The sequence below is a fragment of the Halomonas sp. GFAJ-1 genome, assembly GCA_002966495.1.
In the GTDB taxonomy this organism is placed as follows: domain Bacteria; phylum Pseudomonadota; class Gammaproteobacteria; order Pseudomonadales; family Halomonadaceae; genus Vreelandella.
Genome location: CP016490.1, coordinates 797,237 through 814,837, shown reverse-complemented (window position 1 = coordinate 814,837; position 17,601 = coordinate 797,237). Strand labels below are relative to the sequence as shown.

Annotated in this window: 14 protein-coding genes, 2 tRNA genes and 3 rRNA genes; 12 read left to right on the top strand and 7 right to left on the bottom strand. The window is 53.8% G+C overall.

What is annotated here, in order from left to right:
- Positions 1-3 precede the first annotated feature (3 nt).
- From BB497_03690 to BB497_03670, 5 genes are all read left to right on the top strand, one after another.
- On the top strand, positions 4-771 hold the full coding sequence (locus BB497_03690) for a 16S rRNA (uracil(1498)-N(3))-methyltransferase (protein AVI61863.1): 768 nt from the start codon (positions 4-6) through the stop codon (positions 769-771).
- Positions 772-936: 165 nt separating this feature from the next.
- Positions 937-1,641 (top strand): RNA-binding protein, encoded by a 705-nt coding sequence (locus tag BB497_03685; protein ID AVI61862.1) that lies wholly within the window; start codon positions 937-939, stop codon positions 1,639-1,641.
- Between the two features lie 79 nt (positions 1,642-1,720).
- A complete protein-coding gene (locus BB497_03680) occupies positions 1,721-2,677 on the top strand; it encodes a glutathione synthase (GenBank protein AVI61861.1) in 957 nt (318 codons plus the stop codon).
- Between the two features lie 67 nt (positions 2,678-2,744).
- Complete coding sequence (locus BB497_03675; GenBank protein ID AVI61860.1) at positions 2,745-3,302, top strand: hypothetical protein; 558 nt, start codon at positions 2,745-2,747, stop codon at positions 3,300-3,302.
- A gap of 12 nt (positions 3,303-3,314) precedes the next feature.
- On the top strand, positions 3,315-3,770 hold the full coding sequence (locus tag BB497_03670) for a Holliday junction DNA helicase RuvA (GenBank protein ID AVI61859.1): 456 nt from the start codon (positions 3,315-3,317) through the stop codon (positions 3,768-3,770).
- Positions 3,771-3,784: 14 nt separating this feature from the next.
- Here BB497_03670 and BB497_03665 read toward each other — a convergent pair whose 3' ends face one another.
- The gene (locus BB497_03665; GenBank protein ID AVI61858.1) at positions 3,785-4,810 is read right to left on the bottom strand and encodes an aspartate carbamoyltransferase; all 1,026 of its coding nucleotides are present in this window, start codon (positions 4,808-4,810) and stop codon (positions 3,785-3,787) included.
- A 570-nt stretch (positions 4,811-5,380) separates the two neighbouring features.
- Here BB497_03665 and BB497_03660 point away from each other — a divergent pair.
- The 6 genes from BB497_03660 (at position 5,381) to BB497_03635 (ending at position 12,175) form a co-directional block, all read left to right on the top strand.
- Positions 5,381-6,918, top strand: a 16S ribosomal RNA gene (locus tag BB497_03660).
- A gap of 81 nt (positions 6,919-6,999) precedes the next feature.
- A tRNA-Ile gene (locus tag BB497_03655) sits at positions 7,000-7,076 on the top strand.
- A gap of 112 nt (positions 7,077-7,188) precedes the next feature.
- A tRNA-Ala gene (locus tag BB497_03650) sits at positions 7,189-7,264 on the top strand.
- Positions 7,265-7,523: 259 nt separating this feature from the next.
- Positions 7,524-10,438, top strand: a 23S ribosomal RNA gene (locus BB497_03645).
- Between the two features lie 118 nt (positions 10,439-10,556).
- A 5S ribosomal RNA gene (gene rrf / locus BB497_03640) occupies positions 10,557-10,672 on the top strand.
- The 16S, 23S and 5S rRNA genes sit together here with 2 tRNA genes alongside, the layout of an rRNA operon.
- Before the next feature lie 171 nt (positions 10,673-10,843).
- Complete coding sequence (locus BB497_03635; protein AVI61857.1) at positions 10,844-12,175, top strand: deoxyguanosinetriphosphate triphosphohydrolase; 1,332 nt, start codon at positions 10,844-10,846, stop codon at positions 12,173-12,175.
- A gap of 7 nt (positions 12,176-12,182) precedes the next feature.
- Here BB497_03635 and BB497_03630 read toward each other — a convergent pair whose 3' ends face one another.
- From BB497_03630 to BB497_03620, 3 genes are read right to left on the bottom strand one after another with little or no spacing between them, the layout of a single operon-like run.
- On the bottom strand, positions 12,183-13,091 hold the full coding sequence (locus tag BB497_03630) for an NERD domain-containing protein (protein ID AVI61856.1): 909 nt from the start codon (positions 13,089-13,091) through the stop codon (positions 12,183-12,185).
- A gap of 56 nt (positions 13,092-13,147) precedes the next feature.
- Positions 13,148-13,522: a translation initiation factor SUI1 gene (locus BB497_03625; GenBank protein AVI61855.1), complete on the bottom strand. Its 375-nt coding sequence runs from the start codon at positions 13,520-13,522 to the stop codon at positions 13,148-13,150.
- 1 nt (position 13,523) lies between these two features.
- On the bottom strand, positions 13,524-14,222 hold the full coding sequence (locus tag BB497_03620) for a haloacid dehalogenase (protein AVI61854.1): 699 nt from the start codon (positions 14,220-14,222) through the stop codon (positions 13,524-13,526).
- Positions 14,223-14,446: 224 nt separating this feature from the next.
- Here BB497_03620 and BB497_03615 point away from each other — a divergent pair, with 224 nt between their 5' ends.
- Positions 14,447-14,770 carry a hypothetical protein gene (locus tag BB497_03615; GenBank protein AVI61853.1) on the top strand — a complete coding sequence of 108 codons (324 nt, stop codon included), beginning with the start codon at positions 14,447-14,449 and terminating at the stop codon, positions 14,768-14,770.
- On the opposite strand, the gene BB497_03610 is transcribed toward BB497_03615, so the two are convergent.
- The 3 genes from BB497_03610 to BB497_03600 all read right to left on the bottom strand — a co-directional run bounded on the left by BB497_03610 (position 14,767) and on the right by BB497_03600 (position 17,595).
- Positions 14,767-15,117, bottom strand: coding sequence for a hypothetical protein (locus tag BB497_03610; GenBank protein ID AVI61852.1), 351 nt, complete (start codon positions 15,115-15,117; stop codon positions 14,767-14,769). The genes BB497_03615 and BB497_03610 overlap by 4 nt on opposite strands.
- 161 nt (positions 15,118-15,278) lie before the next feature.
- Positions 15,279-16,343 (bottom strand): fructose-1,6-bisphosphate aldolase, encoded by a 1,065-nt coding sequence (locus BB497_03605; protein AVI61851.1) that lies wholly within the window; start codon positions 16,341-16,343, stop codon positions 15,279-15,281.
- Positions 16,344-16,425: 82 nt separating this feature from the next.
- Entirely contained in the window at positions 16,426-17,595 is a 1,170-nt protein-coding gene (locus BB497_03600) for a phosphoglycerate kinase (protein AVI61850.1), read from the bottom strand.
- Positions 17,596-17,601 lie beyond the last annotated feature (6 nt).

Here is a 17,601-nt window from a genome sequence, read left to right as displayed (position 1 = left end):
GCTATGTCGGAAACGTTGCTCGCCGCTGATTGGGTTGCCTTGCACGGTAAAATGCCGCGTCTCTATGTGCCTGCTGAGTTTGTAGTAGGCGCAACCTTAACGCTTCCGGAAGGCCCTGCGCGACACGTTACGCGGGTGCTGCGGATGGGCGAAGGCGCGCCACTGATGCTGTTTGACGGTCAGGGGCGAGAGGCGGGCGTGCGCTTAGCTGACGTGAGTCGCAAACACACGACGGTGCGTATTAAGGCGCTCTGGCAAGGCAGCGGCGAGTCGCCACTGGCCGTGCATCTTGGTCAAGCGATTTCCAAAGGCGACCGAATGGACTACGCCATTCAAAAAGCCGTGGAGTTAGGCGTTGCCGCGATTACCCCGCTCTATACCGAGCGGGGTGATGTACGCCTCAAAGGTGACCGGGAAGAGAAAAAGCTGGCGCATTGGCAGGCAGTCGCTGCCAGTGCCTGCGAACAGTGCGGGCGTGCGGTAGTGCCACCGGTTTATCCACCCATCGCGCTTGATGAGTGGCTCGCCGATCGCCAGGAGCCGCTGCGTTTAATGCTGCACTTGGCAACAGGCAACGCCTTTAACCAACAGTCTCGCCCTAATGCGGCGGCGCTGTTGATTGGCCCTGAAGGTGGTTTAAGCGACGTGGATATTAACGCCGCTATTGCCAGCGGTTTTACGCCGCTCACGCTAGGGCCTAGGGTACTGCGTACTGAAACCGCCCCGGTGGTGGCTTTAACGCTACTGCAGCATCACTTTGGTGATTTGTAAGCACTGATTAGTGTAAACACCTTCCACGCAGTCGCTGCCCAGCAATGCGGTGGCAGCGTTTTTATACGCTTTTCCCCTCGGTTGGTTTGGCTGGCCGCCGCGACGCTTTGCCTTGCGTGCGCAACCCACCATAATGAAGCTCTACTTCTTGTAAGGACGGTACCCATGGTCCGTGAGTCACACTCATCTCCCCGCTCCGCTAGCGATGCATCTGCCCAGTTGGGTGATGTGGCGTACTTAACCGTGACGGCGGTCAACAGTACGGGGGCGTTTCTACAGTGGGGGCAGCCTAAAGATGTGCTGTTGCCTTACAGTGAGCAGCGCTTTCGGCCTGACCCCGGCAAGCGGGTACTGGTCATGCTTTATAGTGATGACCAGGGGCGTCCAGTGGCCACCATGCGTCTTGACCGTTTTTTAACCGACGATGCCTGGGCCCTGGAGAAGGGGGATGAAGTCTCTGTGGTGGTTGCCGACCGAACGGATTTAGGTATGAAGGTCGTGGTTAATCACCGCTACTGGGGGCTGATTTATCAAGATGATATTACTCAGCCGCTGCGCCGTGGGCAGTCGCTTAAGGGCTATGTTAAGCAGCGCCGTGAAGATGGCCGAGTGGATATTTCGCTACTGCCACCAGGGGCTGCCCGCTTAGACGTGGTGGGTGACAAGGTGCTACAGGCGCTGCGCGAAAGCGGTGGTTACTTGCCCTTGGGCGATAAAAGCTCGGCTCACGAAATCAAAACACGGTTGGGGGTAAGTAAGAGCGCTTATAAGCAGGCGATTGGGCGGCTCTACAAGCAGCAGTTAATCACCTTAGAACCGGGGGCTGTGCGCCTTGTTGTCGGCGCCCTCACTGATGAGCAAACTAAGTAGCCGCAAATAGTGATGGTTGGAGCCGTACAGGCAGTGCGGCATACTGGCGGCTATTGTTCATGTATGGATAGGTACCTCAATGAGCCAGGCAACGTTGCATCTCGGTGTGGTGATGGATCCCATCAGCGACATCGCTTACAAGAAAGATACCACTATGGCTATGTTGTGGGCAGCTCAAGAGCGCGGCTACACCCTGCACTATATGGAGCAGGAGGATCTTTTCTTGCAGGCGGGAAAAGCTTACGCGCGTATGCGCCCGCTGACGGTGCATCGTGACCCCAGTCACTGGTTCGACTTGGGAGAAGCGGCGCAGCGTCCGCTCGCTGAGTTAGACGTGGTGCTAATGCGCAAAGACCCGCCGGTAGATGCTGATTTTACCAATGCGGTTCATCTATTAGGGTTTGCCGAGCGAGATGGCGTGCTAGTGGTCAATCCCACCGCAGCGCTTTTGCAGTGCAACGAAAAGCTTTTTGCCCAGCAGTTCCCCCACTGCTGTGCCCCCACGATAGTCGCTAGCCGTGATGACGTACTGCGTGCTTTCCACGCCGAGCACGGCGATGTGATCTTCAAGCCGCTTGATGGCATGGGCGGCACCGGTATTTTCCATATTGGCCCCGATGGCCGTAACATTGGTGCCGTGATTGAGCAGCTGACATTGCGTGGCCAACGGCAAATTATGGCGCAGCGCTATTTGCCGGAAATCAAAGATGGCGACACGCGTATCTTGTTGGTTGATGGTGAGCCGGTACCCTTTGGGTTGGCACGTATACCATCAGCAGGGGAAACCCGAGGCAATCTTGCCGCCGGTGGACGTGGCGTCAGCCGAGAGCTGACCGAGCGTGACCACTGGCTCATCCAGCAGGTGCAGCCCATGATTCGCGAAAAAGGGTTGATGTTTGTTGGTTTAGACGTGATCGGCGATTACATCACCGAAATTAACGTCACTAGCCCAACCTGCGTGCGTGAAATCGATGACCAGCGCGGTACCGATATTGCTGGCATGCTGCTGGACGCGATTGAGCGTCGGCTTACCTAAAGGTTGAACGTTCTAGTCGCTAAATAATTCGAGGCTTGCCGAGCAATCGGCGGGCCGTAGGAGACGCATGCAAAGTTTAAAGCATCACTTTTTAATGGCAATGCCGCACTTAGAAGACCCCAATTTTGCCGGCAGCCTGATCTATCTTTGTGACCATGATAACAATGGTTGCATGGGCGTTATCGCTAACCGGCCGCTAGAGATTACCTTGGACGCCCTGTTTGAACAGCTCTCATTAGGGGGCGACGACAGTCCACATCGTAATGCACCGGTTTATTATGGCGGCCCCATGCATAAGGATCGTGGTTTCATTTTGCACCTGGGTGATAGTCAAGAGTGGGACTCCAGCGTCCAAGTGGAAGATAATATTGCGCTTACCACCTCAATGGATATTCTCCAGGCGCTAGCTGATGGCACAGGGCCTGAGCATTTTCTGGTCTGTTTAGGCTGTGCGGGCTGGGATGTTGGGCAGTTGGAGGAGGAGCTAAAAGAGAACGCGTGGCTGACCGTTGAAGGCGAGGGAAGCGTGCTGTTTGATACGCCCCCAGCCGAGCGTTTAACTGCCGCCGCTGGAATTTTGGGCGTTGACCTAAATCTGATGACCCGTGATGCAGGGCATGCGTGATGGTGAAGTGTCATGGCTGATAGCGGGCAGCGGCTGATCCTCGGATTTGATTTTGGCACCCGGCGCATAGGGGTTGCCGTGGCGAACGAGCTGCTAAAGAGTGCGCGAGAACTGTCGCCGCTCACCGCACGCGACGGCATTCCTGATTGGAACCTTGTCACACGTTTAGTAGAGGAGTGGCAGCCTGATCTGTTTGTAGTGGGGTTGCCACTCAATATGGATGGCACTGAATCAGCGATGAGCACGCGGGCACGTAAGTTTGCTAATCGCCTTCATGGGCGTTTCGGCAAGCCGATTGAAATGGTTGATGAGCGAGGCTCTACTCGCGAAGCCAAGCAAATTGCGCATGCGGCGGGCCACCGTGGTAATTACCGGGAAGAGAGCGTTGACGGCATCGCCGCCGTGCTTATTTTAGAAGGCTGGTTTGCCCACCAGGAAGGACTACCCGGCGGGCGTAGCGCTTATTAACGCGGTATAGAAAATTATCGATCCAGCGTACCGGTTTGGGAGGGGACGAACCAGCGTACTGAGCGCAGGTCTTTCTCAATCAAATCGTCAACGTTCAGAAGCGTTGCGAAAATAGCCATGCGCATGGGAATACCGTTATCCGTCTGACGGAAAATCGCCAAACGCGGATCCCCGTTTAAGTCTACATGCAGGTCATTGGCGCCCGGGCGGCTATCTCGGGGCAGTGGGTGCATGACAATCGTGCCCTGATTGCAACGGTGGTCAAGAAATTCGCGATTGACCATAAAGTCGTCGGAAAGCCCCTGAAAGCTCTCGTTCATCTCGTCGGTAAAGCGCTCTTTCTGAATCCTCGTGGTGTAAACCACATCCAGGTCCGAGAAATCGCTGGCCAATGAGTCGCGCTGTTCAATGCGGTGCCCGCGTGAGGTCACTAAGTCAATCAGTGTTGAAGGCATCTCAAGCCCAGGCGGAGAAACCAGGGTAATGCGCAGCGGATCGTAAAGGGACAACAGCTTAATCAGCGAATGCACTGTACGGCCATACTTTAAATCGCCGGTCAGTAAGATATGCGCGCCACTGAGCGATTTACCTAACCGCTGAAACTCTTTATCAATCGTATAAAGGTCTAGCAACGCTTGGCTTGGGTGTTCTCCCGGGCCATCCCCACCGTTAATCACCGGCACGTTGGTCGCCGCTGCAAACTCTGCCACTGAGCCTTGATCAGGATGGCGCATGACAATCGCATCGCAGTAGCCACTCATTACCCGACTAGTATCGTAGAGCGATTCTCCCTTCGCCATGGAAGAGAAGGTAAAACCGGTGGTGTCGCATACGCTGCCCCCTAAGCGGCAAAAAGCAGCATTAAAGCTCACCCGCGTTCGTGTACTGGCCTCAAAGAAAAGATTGCCGAGCACCGCGCCTTCCAGCACACGCGTCACCTGGCGCCGCTGTGCAATCGGCTCCATGCGCGAGGCAACACGCAATAAGTGATTAACGCTTTCGCGGCTTAATGAATCGACGGTTAATAAGTGCTGGCTCATCGTAGACCTCAAAGTAGATAGGCATTCAGTGCTATAAGGCAGGTATAAGTGTAACTGCCAAAGCAGTGGCGCCGAAGTGCTTTCAAAAGCCAAATCTGAGCGTATTGAAACTTTCTTCTCCTTATTTTCTAAAAGCCCTTGCCAAGACGGCGGCGAATCCGTAAAGTACGCATCCGCTGCCGGGGACGCCAAGCGTTACCAGCGGTGAATGAAGGTGAAAACCTTCGGTTTGTCAGTAGGTTAGAGCGGTTGTATGGCTCGCCTCGTTCGCTGAATCCAGTCATTGAAAATAGCGGTTGACAACCACCAGGAAATGCGTAGAATACGCCTTCCTCGCTGAGGCAAGCCAATTCAACGGCAAGCCAGTTATTAGCGAAACGCTCTTTAACAATTTGATCAGGTAATTCATGTGGGCGCTTGCCGATGAGGGTGATAAATCACCAAATATCAAGGCAAGCGGTCATGAAAACGTAAGTTTGAATGAATTCGTTTGAACCTTGAGCCAAGTTTGATGCGCTTTTGTTGCTTTCGGCTAGTCCTTAAGCAACGAGTAAGCATCACAATGATTTTAAACTGAAGAGTTTGATCATGGCTCAGATTGAACGCTGGCGGCAGGCCTAACACATGCAAGTCGAGCGGTAACAGATCTAGCTTGCTAGATGCTGACGAGCGGCGGACGGGTGAGTAATGCATAGGAATCTGCCCGATAGTGGGGGATAACCTGGGGAAACCCAGGCTAATACCGCATACGTCCTACGGGAGAAAGGGGGCTCCGGCTCCCGCTATTGGATGAGCCTATGTCGGATTAGCTAGTTGGTGAGGTAATGGCTCACCAAGGCAACGATCCGTAGCTGGTCTGAGAGGATGATCAGCCACATCGGGACTGAGACACGGCCCGAACTCCTACGGGAGGCAGCAGTGGGGAATATTGGACAATGGGCGAAAGCCTGATCCAGCCATGCCGCGTGTGTGAAGAAGGCCCTCGGGTTGTAAAGCACTTTCAGCGAGGAAGAACGCCTAGGGGTTAATACCCCCTAGGAAAGACATCACTCGCAGAAGAAGCACCGGCTAACTCCGTGCCAGCAGCCGCGGTAATACGGAGGGTGCAAGCGTTAATCGGAATTACTGGGCGTAAAGCGCGCGTAGGTGGCTTGATAAGCCGGTTGTGAAAGCCCCGGGCTCAACCTGGGAACGGCATCCGGAACTGTCAAGCTAGAGTGCAGGAGAGGAAGGTAGAATTCCCGGTGTAGCGGTGAAATGCGTAGAGATCGGGAGGAATACCAGTGGCGAAGGCGGCCTTCTGGACTGACACTGACACTGAGGTGCGAAAGCGTGGGTAGCAAACAGGATTAGATACCCTGGTAGTCCACGCCGTAAACGATGTCGACCAGCCGTTGGGTGCCTAGCGCACTTTGTGGCGAAGTTAACGCGATAAGTCGACCGCCTGGGGAGTACGGCCGCAAGGTTAAAACTCAAATGAATTGACGGGGGCCCGCACAAGCGGTGGAGCATGTGGTTTAATTCGATGCAACGCGAAGAACCTTACCTACTCTTGACATCCTGCGAACTTGTGAGAGATCACTTGGTGCCTTCGGGAACGCAGAGACAGGTGCTGCATGGCTGTCGTCAGCTCGTGTTGTGAAATGTTGGGTTAAGTCCCGTAACGAGCGCAACCCTTGTCCTTATTTGCCAGCACGTAATGGTGGGAACTCTAAGGAGACTGCCGGTGACAAACCGGAGGAAGGTGGGGACGACGTCAAGTCATCATGGCCCTTACGAGTAGGGCTACACACGTGCTACAATGGCCGGTACAAAGGGTTGCCAACTCGCGAGAGTGCGCTAATCCCGAAAAGCCGGTCTCAGTCCGGATCGGAGTCTGCAACTCGACTCCGTGAAGTCGGAATCGCTAGTAATCGTGAATCAGAATGTCACGGTGAATACGTTCCCGGGCCTTGTACACACCGCCCGTCACACCATGGGAGTGGACTGCACCAGAAGTGGTTAGCCTAACGCAAGAGGGCGATCACCACGGTGTGGTTCATGACTGGGGTGAAGTCGTAACAAGGTAGCCGTAGGGGAACCTGCGGCTGGATCACCTCCTTAAACGATGCATCACTCCTCGCGGTAAGCGCTCACAATGAATTACCTGATCAGATATAGAGCAAACGGTTTAAGCACGATCCCCTCTTGGGTCTGTAGCTCAGTTGGTTAGAGCGCACCCCTGATAAGGGTGAGGTCGGCAGTTCAAGTCTGCCCAGACCCACCAAATTCCTGCGATACTGCGTTAAAATGCTCCTCGTATAGCAGGCTATACGTCGTCGCATTTTGCCTTGTTTCACAGAAATTAATGGCAAGAGGTAAGGTCAGCAAAAAACAATGGGGCCATAGCTCAGCTGGGAGAGCGCCTGCCTTGCACGCAGGAGGTCAGCGGTTCGATCCCGCTTGGCTCCACCATTACGTACTGTGTTGTACATATTGTTTTATCGTACCTTAACGACCGTTTGTGAATGTTTCGTGACCATTGATAAGTCACTGTGTTTTAACACGTTGTTTTAACATACTGCTTTATCACTGTTCATTGAACAGCCGCTCTTTAACAATGTATATCATGCTGACATAAACGCTTCGTAGAAGTGTTTATACGTAATTGTTTTGTGATACGTCTCAAGCGTATCCGGCAATCGTTATTATTGCGAAATCCAGACTCCTTCGGGTTATAGGGTCAAGCAATTAAGCGCACACGGTGGATGCCTAGGCAGCCAGAGGCGATGAAAGACGTGGTAGCCTGCGATAAGGCTCGGCGAGGTGGCAAACAACCTTTGACCCGGGCATTTCTGAATGGGGAAACCCACTCATCATAAGATGAGTATCTTACGCTGAATATATAGGCGTAAGAGGCGAACCAGGGGAACTGAAACATCTAAGTACCCTGAGGAAAAGAAATCAACCGAGATTCCCCTAGTAGCGGCGAGCGAACGGGGACCAGCCCTTAAGCATGTGACTGATTAGACGAACGCGCTGGGAAGCGCGGCCGTAGCGGGTGATAGCCCCGTAGTCGAAAATCTGATCATGTGAAATCGAGTAGGTCGGGGCACGAGAAACCTTGACTGAAGACGGGGGGACCATCCTCCAAGGCTAAATACTCCTGGCTGACCGATAGTGAACCAGTACCGTGAGGGAAAGGCGAAAAGAACCCCGGAGAGGGGAGTGAAATAGATCCTGAAACCGTGTGCGTACAAGCAGTAGGAGCAGACTTGTTCTGTGACTGCGTACCTTTTGTATAATGGGTCAGCGACTTATATTCAGTGGCGAGGTTAACCGTTTAGGGGAGCCGTAGGGAAACCGAGTCTTAACTGGGCGACACAGTCGCTGGATATAGACCCGAAACCGAGCGATCTATCCATGAGCAGGGTGAAGGTTGAGTAACATCAACTGGAGGCCCGAACCAGGATCTGTTGAAAAAGATTTGGATGACTTGTGGATCGGAGTGAAAGGCTAATCAAGCTCGGAGATAGCTGGTTCTCCTCGAAAGCTATTTAGGTAGCGCCTCACGTATTACCGCCGGGGGTAGAGCACTGTTTCGGCTAGGGGGTCATCCCGACTTACCAACCCGAGGCAAACTCCGAATACCGGTGAGTATGAGCGTGGGAGACACACGGCGGGTGCTAACGTCCGTCGTGAAAAGGGAAACAACCCAGACCGTCAGCTAAGGTCCCCAAATCCTGGTTAAGTGGGAAACGATGTGGGAAGGCTCAGACAGCTAGGAGGTTGGCTTAGAAGCAGCCATCCTTTAAAGAAAGCGTAATAGCTCACTAGTCGAGTCGGCCTGCGCGGAAGATGTAACGGGGCTAAACCAGGTACCGAAGCTACGGGTGCATTCTTAGGAATGCGCGGTAGAGGAGCGTCGTGTAAGCCGATGAAGGTGAATTGAGAAGTTCGCTGGAGGTATCACGAGTGCGAATGCTGACATGAGTAACGATAAAGGGAGTGAAAAACTCCCTCGCCGGAAGACCAAGGGTTTCTGTTCGACGCTAATCGGAGCAGAGTGAGTCGGCCCCTAAGGCGAGGCCGAAAGGCGTAGTCGATGGGAAACGGGTCAATATTCCCGTACCGGACATGATTGCGATGGGGGGACGGAGAAGGCTAGGTGAGCCAGGCGTTGGTTGTCCTGGTGAAAGTGAGTAGGCCGAGGTGCTAGGAAAATCCGGCACCTTAAAGCCGAGACACGAGATGAACTGACCACGGTCAGGAAGTCACTGATGCCACGCTTCCAGGAAAAGCCTCTAAGCTTCAGATCATGTGCGACCGTACCCCAAACCGACACAGGTGGTCAGGGTGAGAATCCCAAGGCGCTTGAGAGAACTCGGGTGAAGGAACTAGGCAAAATGGTGCCGTAACTTCGGGAGAAGGCACGCCGGCGTAGGGTGATGAGACTTGCTCTCTAAGCCCGAACCGGTCGAAGATACCAGGTGGCTGCAACTGTTTAGTAAAAACACAGCACTCTGCTAACTCGTAAGAGGACGTATAGGGTGTGACGCCTGCCCGGTGCCGGAAGGTTAAATGATGGTGTTAGGCTTCGGCCGAAGCTCTTGATTGAAGCCCCGGTAAACGGCGGCCGTAACTATAACGGTCCTAAGGTAGCGAAATTCCTTGTCGGGTAAGTTCCGACCTGCACGAATGGCGTAATGATGGCCACGCTGTCTCCACCCGAGACTCAGTGAAATTGAAATCGCCGTGAAGATGCGGTGTACCCGCGGCTAGACGGAAAGACCCCGTGAACCTTTACTATAGCTTCACACTGGACGCTGATGTTGCCTGTGTAGGATAGCTGGGAGGCTTTGAAACCCGGACGCCAGTTCGGGTGGAGCCAACCTTGAAATACCAGCCTGGCATCATTGGCGTTCTCACTCAGGTCCGTTATCCGGATCGAGGACAGTGTGTGGTGGGTAGTTTGACTGGGGCGGTCTCCTCCCAAAGAGTAACGGAGGAGCACGAAGGTACCCTCAGCACGGTCGGACATCGTGCAGTGAGTGCAAGAGCATAAGGGTGCTTGACTGCGAGACAGACACGTCGAGCAGGTGCGAAAGCAGGTTCTAGTGATCCGGTGGTTCTGTATGGAAGGGCCATCGCTCAACGGATAAAAGGTACTCCGGGGATAACAGGCTGATACCGCCCAAGAGTTCACATCGACGGCGGTGTTTGGCACCTCGATGTCGGCTCATCACATCCTGGGGCTGAAGTCGGTCCCAAGGGTATGGCTGTTCGCCATTTAAAGTGGTACGCGAGCTGGGTTTAGAACGTCGTGAGACAGTTCGGTCCCTATCTGCCGTGGGCGTTGGATGTTTGAGAAGAGCTGCTCCTAGTACGAGAGGACCGGAGTGGACGACCCTCTGGTGTTCCGGTTGTCACGCCAGTGGCATTGCCGGGTAGCTATGGTCGGACAGGATAACCGCTGAAAGCATCTAAGCGGGAAGCCCCCTTCAAGATGAGACATCCCCGAGGACTTGATCCTCCTAAAGGGCCCAGCGAGACCAGCTGGTTGATAGGCACGGTGTGGAAGCGCTGCAAGGCGTTGAGCTAACGTGTACTAATGGCCCGTGAGGCTTGACCCTATAACACCCAAGGGGTCTGGTCGTAGTAGTAACGAGAACCGGATACGCAGCAGCAAGCCAAGGCGCTTGCTGACAAGAGACGATCACAAAACACGTCATCGACGACATCAGCATGATGTACATTAAAAGTTACGCCTGACGACCATAGCGAGCGTGAACCACCTGATCCCTTGCCGAACTCAGCAGTGAAACCGCTTAGCGCCGATGGTAGTGTGGGGTCTCCCCATGCGAGAGTAGGTCATCGTCAGGCACTTATTAAGAAAAATCCCCCAGGGCTGATGCCTTGGGGGATTTTTTTATGCGTGAGGGGTAAGTGGTGAGGCGTAAGGGAGGAATCGTGAGTAGGAAATGCCACACCTCATACTAACGTGCGGTTTTCTGGTGTTTTATGTCAAAATGTAGCATTTCAAGGAGGAATGCTATGACACAAATGCAGTGGAATCAGTTGCTTTCCCCCCAGCGCCTTCACGATAATCGCACTGATAGTACCCGTGAAATAGGCCGCAGCCCCTTCCATAAAGATCATGATCGTATTGTATTCTCTGGTTCTTTCCGGCGTCTTGGGCGAAAGACCCAGGTGCATCCGCTGACTGAAAATGACCATATCCATACGCGCCTGACCCACTCACTAGAAGTTGGCTGCGTTGGTCGCTCATTGGGTATGATCGTCGGAGAGCTGCTACGCGATCGTCTGCCTGATTGGATAACCCCTGCTGATCTTGGGGTAATCGTTCAAACCGCCTGCTTAGGTCATGATATTGGCAACCCACCGTTTGGTCATGCTGGCGAATACGCCATACGTGACTGGTTTCGACGCGCCCAGGGAAGCGGTCTGCTAGATGGACTTTCAGAGGCTGAGCGGGAAGATTTATTGACCTATGAAGGTAATGCTCAAGGATTTCGGGTAATTACCCAAATTGAGTACAACCAGTTCAATGGGGGGATGCGGCTCTCTGCGGCAACGCTCGGTACACTGCTTAAATACCCATGGACAGTGCGCTATAGCGGCCGGGCGGGCAAGTTTGGCTGCTATCAATCTGAGCAAGCACTGTTAACAGAAGTGGCAGACGCCGTTGGTTTACTTCCCCAGGGGGAGCAGCGCTGGTGTCGCCATCCGTTAGCATGGCTTGTCGAAGCAGCTGATGATATTTGTTATGCCTTGCTCGACCTGGAAGATGGGTTGGAAATGGGCATCTTGCGCTATGAAGAGGTGGTTGAAATACTGCGGCAAATTGCCGGTGAATTTCCGCCTGAATACGCAGATATGGAGCGTAGACAGGTTTCCCAGCGTCGACGCATCGCGCTGCTAAGAGGGGCAGCCATGGAACGTGCTGTGAACGACGTAGGTGCTGTCTTTGTAGAGTATGAACAGGCATTGTTGAGTGGAACGCTAGGAGAGGACTTGCTTGAGCTGTGCCACCCAGATTTGGGCTGGGGCGTGCGGGCAGCCAAACAATTAGCCCGTGAGCGTATCTTCCAGAATGAGCGTAAAGCGAAGCTGGAAATTGGTGCTTACACCACGCTGGGTATTCTGTTGGAAGCCTTTATCGGAGCAGCCCACGAGCTGCACCACACGGGAAAAAGCTCTTTTAAACATCAACGAGTGTTGGCGTTAATTGGTGAAAACACACCGCTGCCATCTTGGACGTTATACGACAGTTATCGACGAATGCTGGACTTTATCGGTGGGATGACGGATCACTACGCGGTGGATTTAGCTCAGGAGATGGGAGGCCGTTTACGCGGCTACTAACGCATGCCTACACCGAGGGCTCGCGTAAATGCTTCAGCTCCATCAGTCGCGCGCGCTCGAGGAGAATGTGAATCACTCGATCGTGGATGGCATCGCTCATCTGGCCTGGGGTTAACTCTGTCAACTGGCGGGCAAGGTGCTCGCCGCTGACCACCAAAATATCCGGCGATGCTTCGCTGGTATCGATTTGCCAGCCGGGTAATACAAGCACTCCTCTAACGGGTACAGGCACACCACAGCGTCGCTCCAGCCACTGAGTTAACCAACTGACCCCTTGACGTGTTTTATGCAAGGGGCGACGCTCCTGCCAATGAGGGAAGCGCAGACGCTCGCGTTCAACCGCGACGCTGTTTATCTCTTTACCATCAGTACCGATCGCCAGCGCCCGAGCCCGGGTTTCTACTACAAAAATACCATGGGGTGTCACCACTACGTGGTCGATGGTAAAGCTATCGGTAGGGACATCGTGAAAGACATAATAAGGGTGCGCTTCGGGCCTTACTAAGCGCTCTAGTTCTTGGCCAACGGCTAACTCGCAGGCTAGGCCGAGCTTAAGCCGACGAATACGCTGGTAATCGCGAATTAACAGCAGGGAAAACGCTAATACCAACAGCGTGCTTAGTAAGCCATAAAGTGCCCACTCCACCCAGTCCTGCTGCTCAACAAATAGCATCCTACCCATGCCATAAACCAGCGGCGCAAGGCTTATAATAGGACCCAATGCACCGTTTAGAAATAGGCTTGAGAAAGCTTTGTCCAGACGGTGCCTTAGCGCTTGTCCAGGTTCACGCAGTGGGGCGTCAAACGGCGAGTGAACGCGGGCGTCGTGTAAGCTCCGCAGTGCTAATACGATGCCGCCCATGGCCGCCATGGGGAACAGAAAGATGAGCGGTAGCAGGTATTCCAGCCAAACCATTGCAGTGCCTTGCCCTTTAGCAGTTTACTTACGTAAACCGACATCATAGAGGTGTGTTAGCCGCCCGCCAACTTTACTTGGTAGCCGAGCGACGTTAACGCTTGCTGCAGTGTCTCGCGATGATCGCCCTGAATTTCGATCACGCCATCTTTAACGGCACCACCCGTGCCACAGCGTTTTTTCAATGTCTTAGCGAGTGTTTTAAGTTCTGTGTTATTCAGAGGTATGCCACTGATAGTCGTGACGCCTTTGCCTTTACGGCCGCTAGTTTCACGGCGAATACGCACAATGCCGTCCAGTGCAGCGAGGCGCTGCTGTTCGCTGGCGATCTCACAGCGGCAGTCATCGATTGACTCGCGGCAATCTGGGCAAGTTTTTCCATGCTCGGTTGAGTATACAAGCCCTCCAAGCTGGTCACGTAAAGAAGCCATGCTAGTTCCCTGTTGAGTGTTGAGGCACTGCTGCCAGCCGCCATTCATGTGTCAGCTGCTCCACCACTGCGGGTAGCTGATACATGCTGCTAATCATAATCGCGCCTTCAGGGGTGCTTTCGGCATCCGGAAAACGGTTTAAATGGATAACCGTCATGCCCGCCTGCAGCGCGGCGCGAACGCCGACAAGCGCATCGTCTATCGCAATGCAGTCATGGGCAGCATAGCCCATGATACTGGCTGCGTGCAGATGTAAACAGGGTTCTGGCTTCCAGCAATTGGCGGTATAACCACTAAACAGCCGATTACCAAAATAGTGGGTGAGGCCGGTGGTTTGTAAGGCAGTGCGGATTTTACTCTCTGGGCCATTAGAAACAACCGCGCTAGGAAAGTGGCTTAATGCGTCGAGCGATTCACGGGCGCCAGAGATAGTGGTCAATTCGGTGGCCAGTCGTTCAGCCAGCTTGGCGCGCATCTTATGCTCCATATGGTCGAGCCGCTCGGAATCTATTTCACCATAGCGATGTTGGAGCTCGGCCACGATACGTCGGAAGCGAGTGCCGCGAAACTCCCCAAGATAATCAGAAGCAGCAAACGGCAAGCTGACAGAGTTAAGGCCAATGGCCATCTCTTCAGCTAAAAGAGGCTCGCTATCAACGAGGGTGCCATCACAGTCAAACAGCAAAAGTGGAAGCGGCATTGTCGTTCCTTGGAGCGCAAAGAGCGCTGCCCATGTTAGTTGAAACCGACACACTGCTATTGAACGAGATTTTACGCCCTTTGTGAACACTGTTTTATAATTTTTATACGATAACGCTGGTTGGCCATTATGCACAGATAAGATTGAATGCGCTTTTTCGGCGTTCTTCTGAAGGCATACGCTCTATAGGCTAAGCTGTTATTACTATAAAAAGGAGACCACCCATGCGACTTCCCCCTTGGTTGCTTTCAATTGCGTTAGGCAGCTTACTGTTAGCGGCGGGCCCCACACTGGCTGAGGAAACGGAATCAGACGATACCCAGGCCGAAGCGTTAGACGATGCTGCGTTGGAAGAAAAGTACGGTATTAAGGCAGGCGCGCTGCAGCGTGATGAGTCAGACTCTAGTGGTGCTGAGGTAGGCTCAAGTAGTGTTGAAAGCGATGGGGAAGATAATGCCGAAGGGGGAACCGGTGGTACGGGGAGTGCTGATGACGCTATCGTACAAGGTGAAGATGAGCAGAGTGAGCACGATAGCGAGCAGCACTAGCGGGACAAGCGGCGGGAGTTAGCACTGCTACGGCGGTGGTAGGGCTTCATAGTCTTTTGACTGGTTACCCACCATGGAGCGTAGTTTCCACTCATGGCGCCAAACAGCGCTTTTTGCATAACAAGGCCAGCTTCCATACTGGCCTCTATCTTTTCAGTCACCATACGCTGATTTTCGCGCATCATGGAGGGACTAAAAAAAGGCTTTGTTTGCCATAGCTGTTGACGCATGGCGATGGTCGATAATGAAGAGCTCCATAGCTCAAATGCCATAAATCCCGCTTTCCAGATATCTAGCATTGCTACTGGTGAATTGGGTATTAGGGAAAGAGGAGTCGTGGATTTCATAAGCGTTGTTGCCTCCTTGCTGGACCACGAAACTTCGTGGCTTCATCACCAGTGTTAGCGCATTAATGCTGCGTTGCAATATTTATTCCTTCACTCGTAACCTGTGTTATTAAAAAAGACGACCGGCTGGTCGTCTTTTCGAAGGTGCGTTATCTACACACTTATTTTACTTTGGGAGCCAGTTCGCCGCGCTCATAGTGTAGGAACATTTCTTCCAGGTTAATTGGCTTAATCTTGCTGGCGTTACCCGCTGTACCAAAGGCTTCGTAGCGCGCGATACATAGGTCGCGCATAGCCGTGACAGTCTCTTTCAAGAATTTACGAGGATCAAATTCCGCGGGGTTTTCGGCCAGGAAGCGGCGTACTGCGCCGGTGGAGGCTAGGCGTAGGTCAGTGTCGATATTGACCTTTCGAACACCATACTTGATGCCCTCGACAATCTCTGCCACGGGTACCCCGTAGGTTTCCGGAATTTTGCCACCGTACTGATTGATAACTTCCAACCACTCCTGGGGCACTGAGGAGGAGCCGTGCATCACCAGGTGGGTGTCAGGAATCCGCGCATGAATCTCTTTAATACGCTGAATGGAGAGGGTGTCGCCAGTGGGCGGCTTAGTGAATTTATAAGCGCCGTGGCTGGTGCCGATGGCGATCGCTAACGCATCCACATGGGTGGCTTTTACAAATTCAGCGGCTTCTTCTGGGTCGGTTAGCATCTGCTCCATGTCTAGCTTACCTTCGGCGCCGATGCCGTCTTCCTCTCCGGCCATGCCTGTTTCCAGGCTGCCTAGGCAGCCTAGCTCGCCCTCGACGGAAACGCCGCAGGCATGCGCCATTTCTACGGTACGACGCGTGACGTCGACGTTGTAGTCGTAGTCCATGGGGGTTTTTCCGTCTTCACCCAGGGAGCCATCCATCATGACAGAGGAGAAGCCCAGCTGTATGGAGCGCTGGCAAACCGCAGGGCTAGTGCCGTGATCCTGGTGCATAACGACGGGAATATGCGGGAACTCTTCCACCGCTGCCAAAATCAGGTGGCGCAGGAAAGGGGCACCGGCGTATTTGCGTGCGCCGGCAGAAGCCTGCACGATCACCGGAGAGTCGGTGGCATCAGCAGCTTCCATAATGGCGCGCATCTGCTCAAGGTTATTAACGTTGAATGCTGGAATGCCGTAGCCATATTCGGCAGCGTGGTCGAGCATTTGACGCATGCTGATCAAAGCCATGGGGTCACCTTATGTATGTTTTTGAATCGGGGTTGTCTATGTGCACAGATGCTATGAGCGTGCAGGTTCAGCGCGATGCGTATTAACCGCGTTGGGCAGCTGCTTCGAGCGCGGTGACGGCAGGCAACTGCTTGCCTTCAACGTACTCAAGAAACGCACCACCCCCTGTGGAAATATAGGAAACACGGTCAGCAATGGCATATTTATCGATGGCCGCTAAGGTATCACCGCCGCCAGCAATCGAGAAACCCGCGCTATCGGCGATAGCATGAGCGATTACCCGAGTGCCGTTACCAAACTGGTCAATTTCAAATACGCCCACCGGGCCGTTCCACAAAATAGTACCTGCATCTTTCAGCAAGCTGGCGAGGTGGGCGGCGGTGTCTGGGCCAATATCCAAAATCATTTCGTTATCAGCGACCTGATCAACTGGCTTGACCACCGCCTCGGCAGACTCTGAAAATTCAGTGGCAACGACTACGTCAGTTGGCAGCGGGATGGCGACTTTTTCCATCAAGGCTTTTGCTTGGCCGATTAAATCCGCCTCAAAGAGTGATTTGCCCACATTATAGCCTGCCGCGGCAATAAAGGTGTTGGCGATGCCGCCGCCAACGATCAACTGATCGCACTTGTCAGCAAGCGCGGTGAGCACATCTAACTTGGTGGAGACTTTAGAGCCGCCGACAATCGCTGCCATCGGGCGAGCAGGGTTCGCCAGTGCTTTTTCAAGGGCGTCGAGTTCTTGGGCAAGCAAGGGCCCTGCGCAGGCTTGTGGGGCAAAGCGGGCAACACCATGGGTTGAGGCCTGGGCGCGGTGGGCGGTGCCGAAGGCATCCATCACAAATACGTCACACAGTTCTGCATACTGCTTGGCCAACTGCTCGTCGTCCTTCTTTTCGCCAGTATTGAAGCGCACATTCTCAAGGAGTACGACTTCGCCGTTGGCCAGGTCCAGCGCGGTGTCTAAATACTCGCTAATAAGCGTAACCGGGCGGCCCAGAAGCTCTCCTAAGCGTTCGGCCACCGGCGCTAGGGAAAACTCTTCGCTAGGTTCGCCTTCAGTGGGGCGGCCTAGGTGGCTCATCAGCATGACCTTTGCACCTGCGTTGGCCGCCGCTTGAATGGTCGGCAGCGCTGCCCGCAGGCGCGCATCGCTGGAAACACGGCCATGCTTGATGGGTACATTCAAATCTTCACGAATTAGCACACGCTGCCCTTCCAGGGGCAGGTCAGTCATTTTTTGCACGTTCATGCGAGT

Coding starts and splice junctions, on each gene's coding strand:
- BB497_03680 (AVI61861.1), top strand. CDS start 1,721: ATGAGCCAGGCAACGTTGCATCTCGGTGTGGTGATGGATCCCATCAGC.
- BB497_03675 (AVI61860.1), top strand. CDS start 2,745: ATGCAAAGTTTAAAGCATCACTTTTTAATGGCAATGCCGCACTTAGAA.
- BB497_03665 (AVI61858.1), bottom strand. CDS start 4,810: ATGAGCCAGCACTTATTAACCGTCGATTCATTAAGCCGCGAAAGCGTT.
- BB497_03685 (AVI61862.1), top strand. CDS start 937: ATGGTCCGTGAGTCACACTCATCTCCCCGCTCCGCTAGCGATGCATCT.
- BB497_03630 (AVI61856.1), bottom strand. CDS start 13,091: ATGGTTTGGCTGGAATACCTGCTACCGCTCATCTTTCTGTTCCCCATG.
- BB497_03635 (AVI61857.1), top strand. CDS start 10,844: ATGACACAAATGCAGTGGAATCAGTTGCTTTCCCCCCAGCGCCTTCAC.
- BB497_03625 (AVI61855.1), bottom strand. CDS start 13,522: ATGGCTTCTTTACGTGACCAGCTTGGAGGGCTTGTATACTCAACCGAG.
- BB497_03670 (AVI61859.1), top strand. CDS start 3,315: ATGGCTGATAGCGGGCAGCGGCTGATCCTCGGATTTGATTTTGGCACC.
- BB497_03620 (AVI61854.1), bottom strand. CDS start 14,222: ATGCCGCTTCCACTTTTGCTGTTTGACTGTGATGGCACCCTCGTTGAT.
- BB497_03615 (AVI61853.1), top strand. CDS start 14,447: ATGCGACTTCCCCCTTGGTTGCTTTCAATTGCGTTAGGCAGCTTACTG.
- BB497_03610 (AVI61852.1), bottom strand. CDS start 15,117: ATGAAATCCACGACTCCTCTTTCCCTAATACCCAATTCACCAGTAGCA.
- BB497_03600 (AVI61850.1), bottom strand. CDS start 17,595: ATGAACGTGCAAAAAATGACTGACCTGCCCCTGGAAGGGCAGCGTGTG.
- BB497_03605 (AVI61851.1), bottom strand. CDS start 16,343: ATGGCTTTGATCAGCATGCGTCAAATGCTCGACCACGCTGCCGAATAT.
- BB497_03690 (AVI61863.1), top strand. CDS start 4: ATGTCGGAAACGTTGCTCGCCGCTGATTGGGTTGCCTTGCACGGTAAA.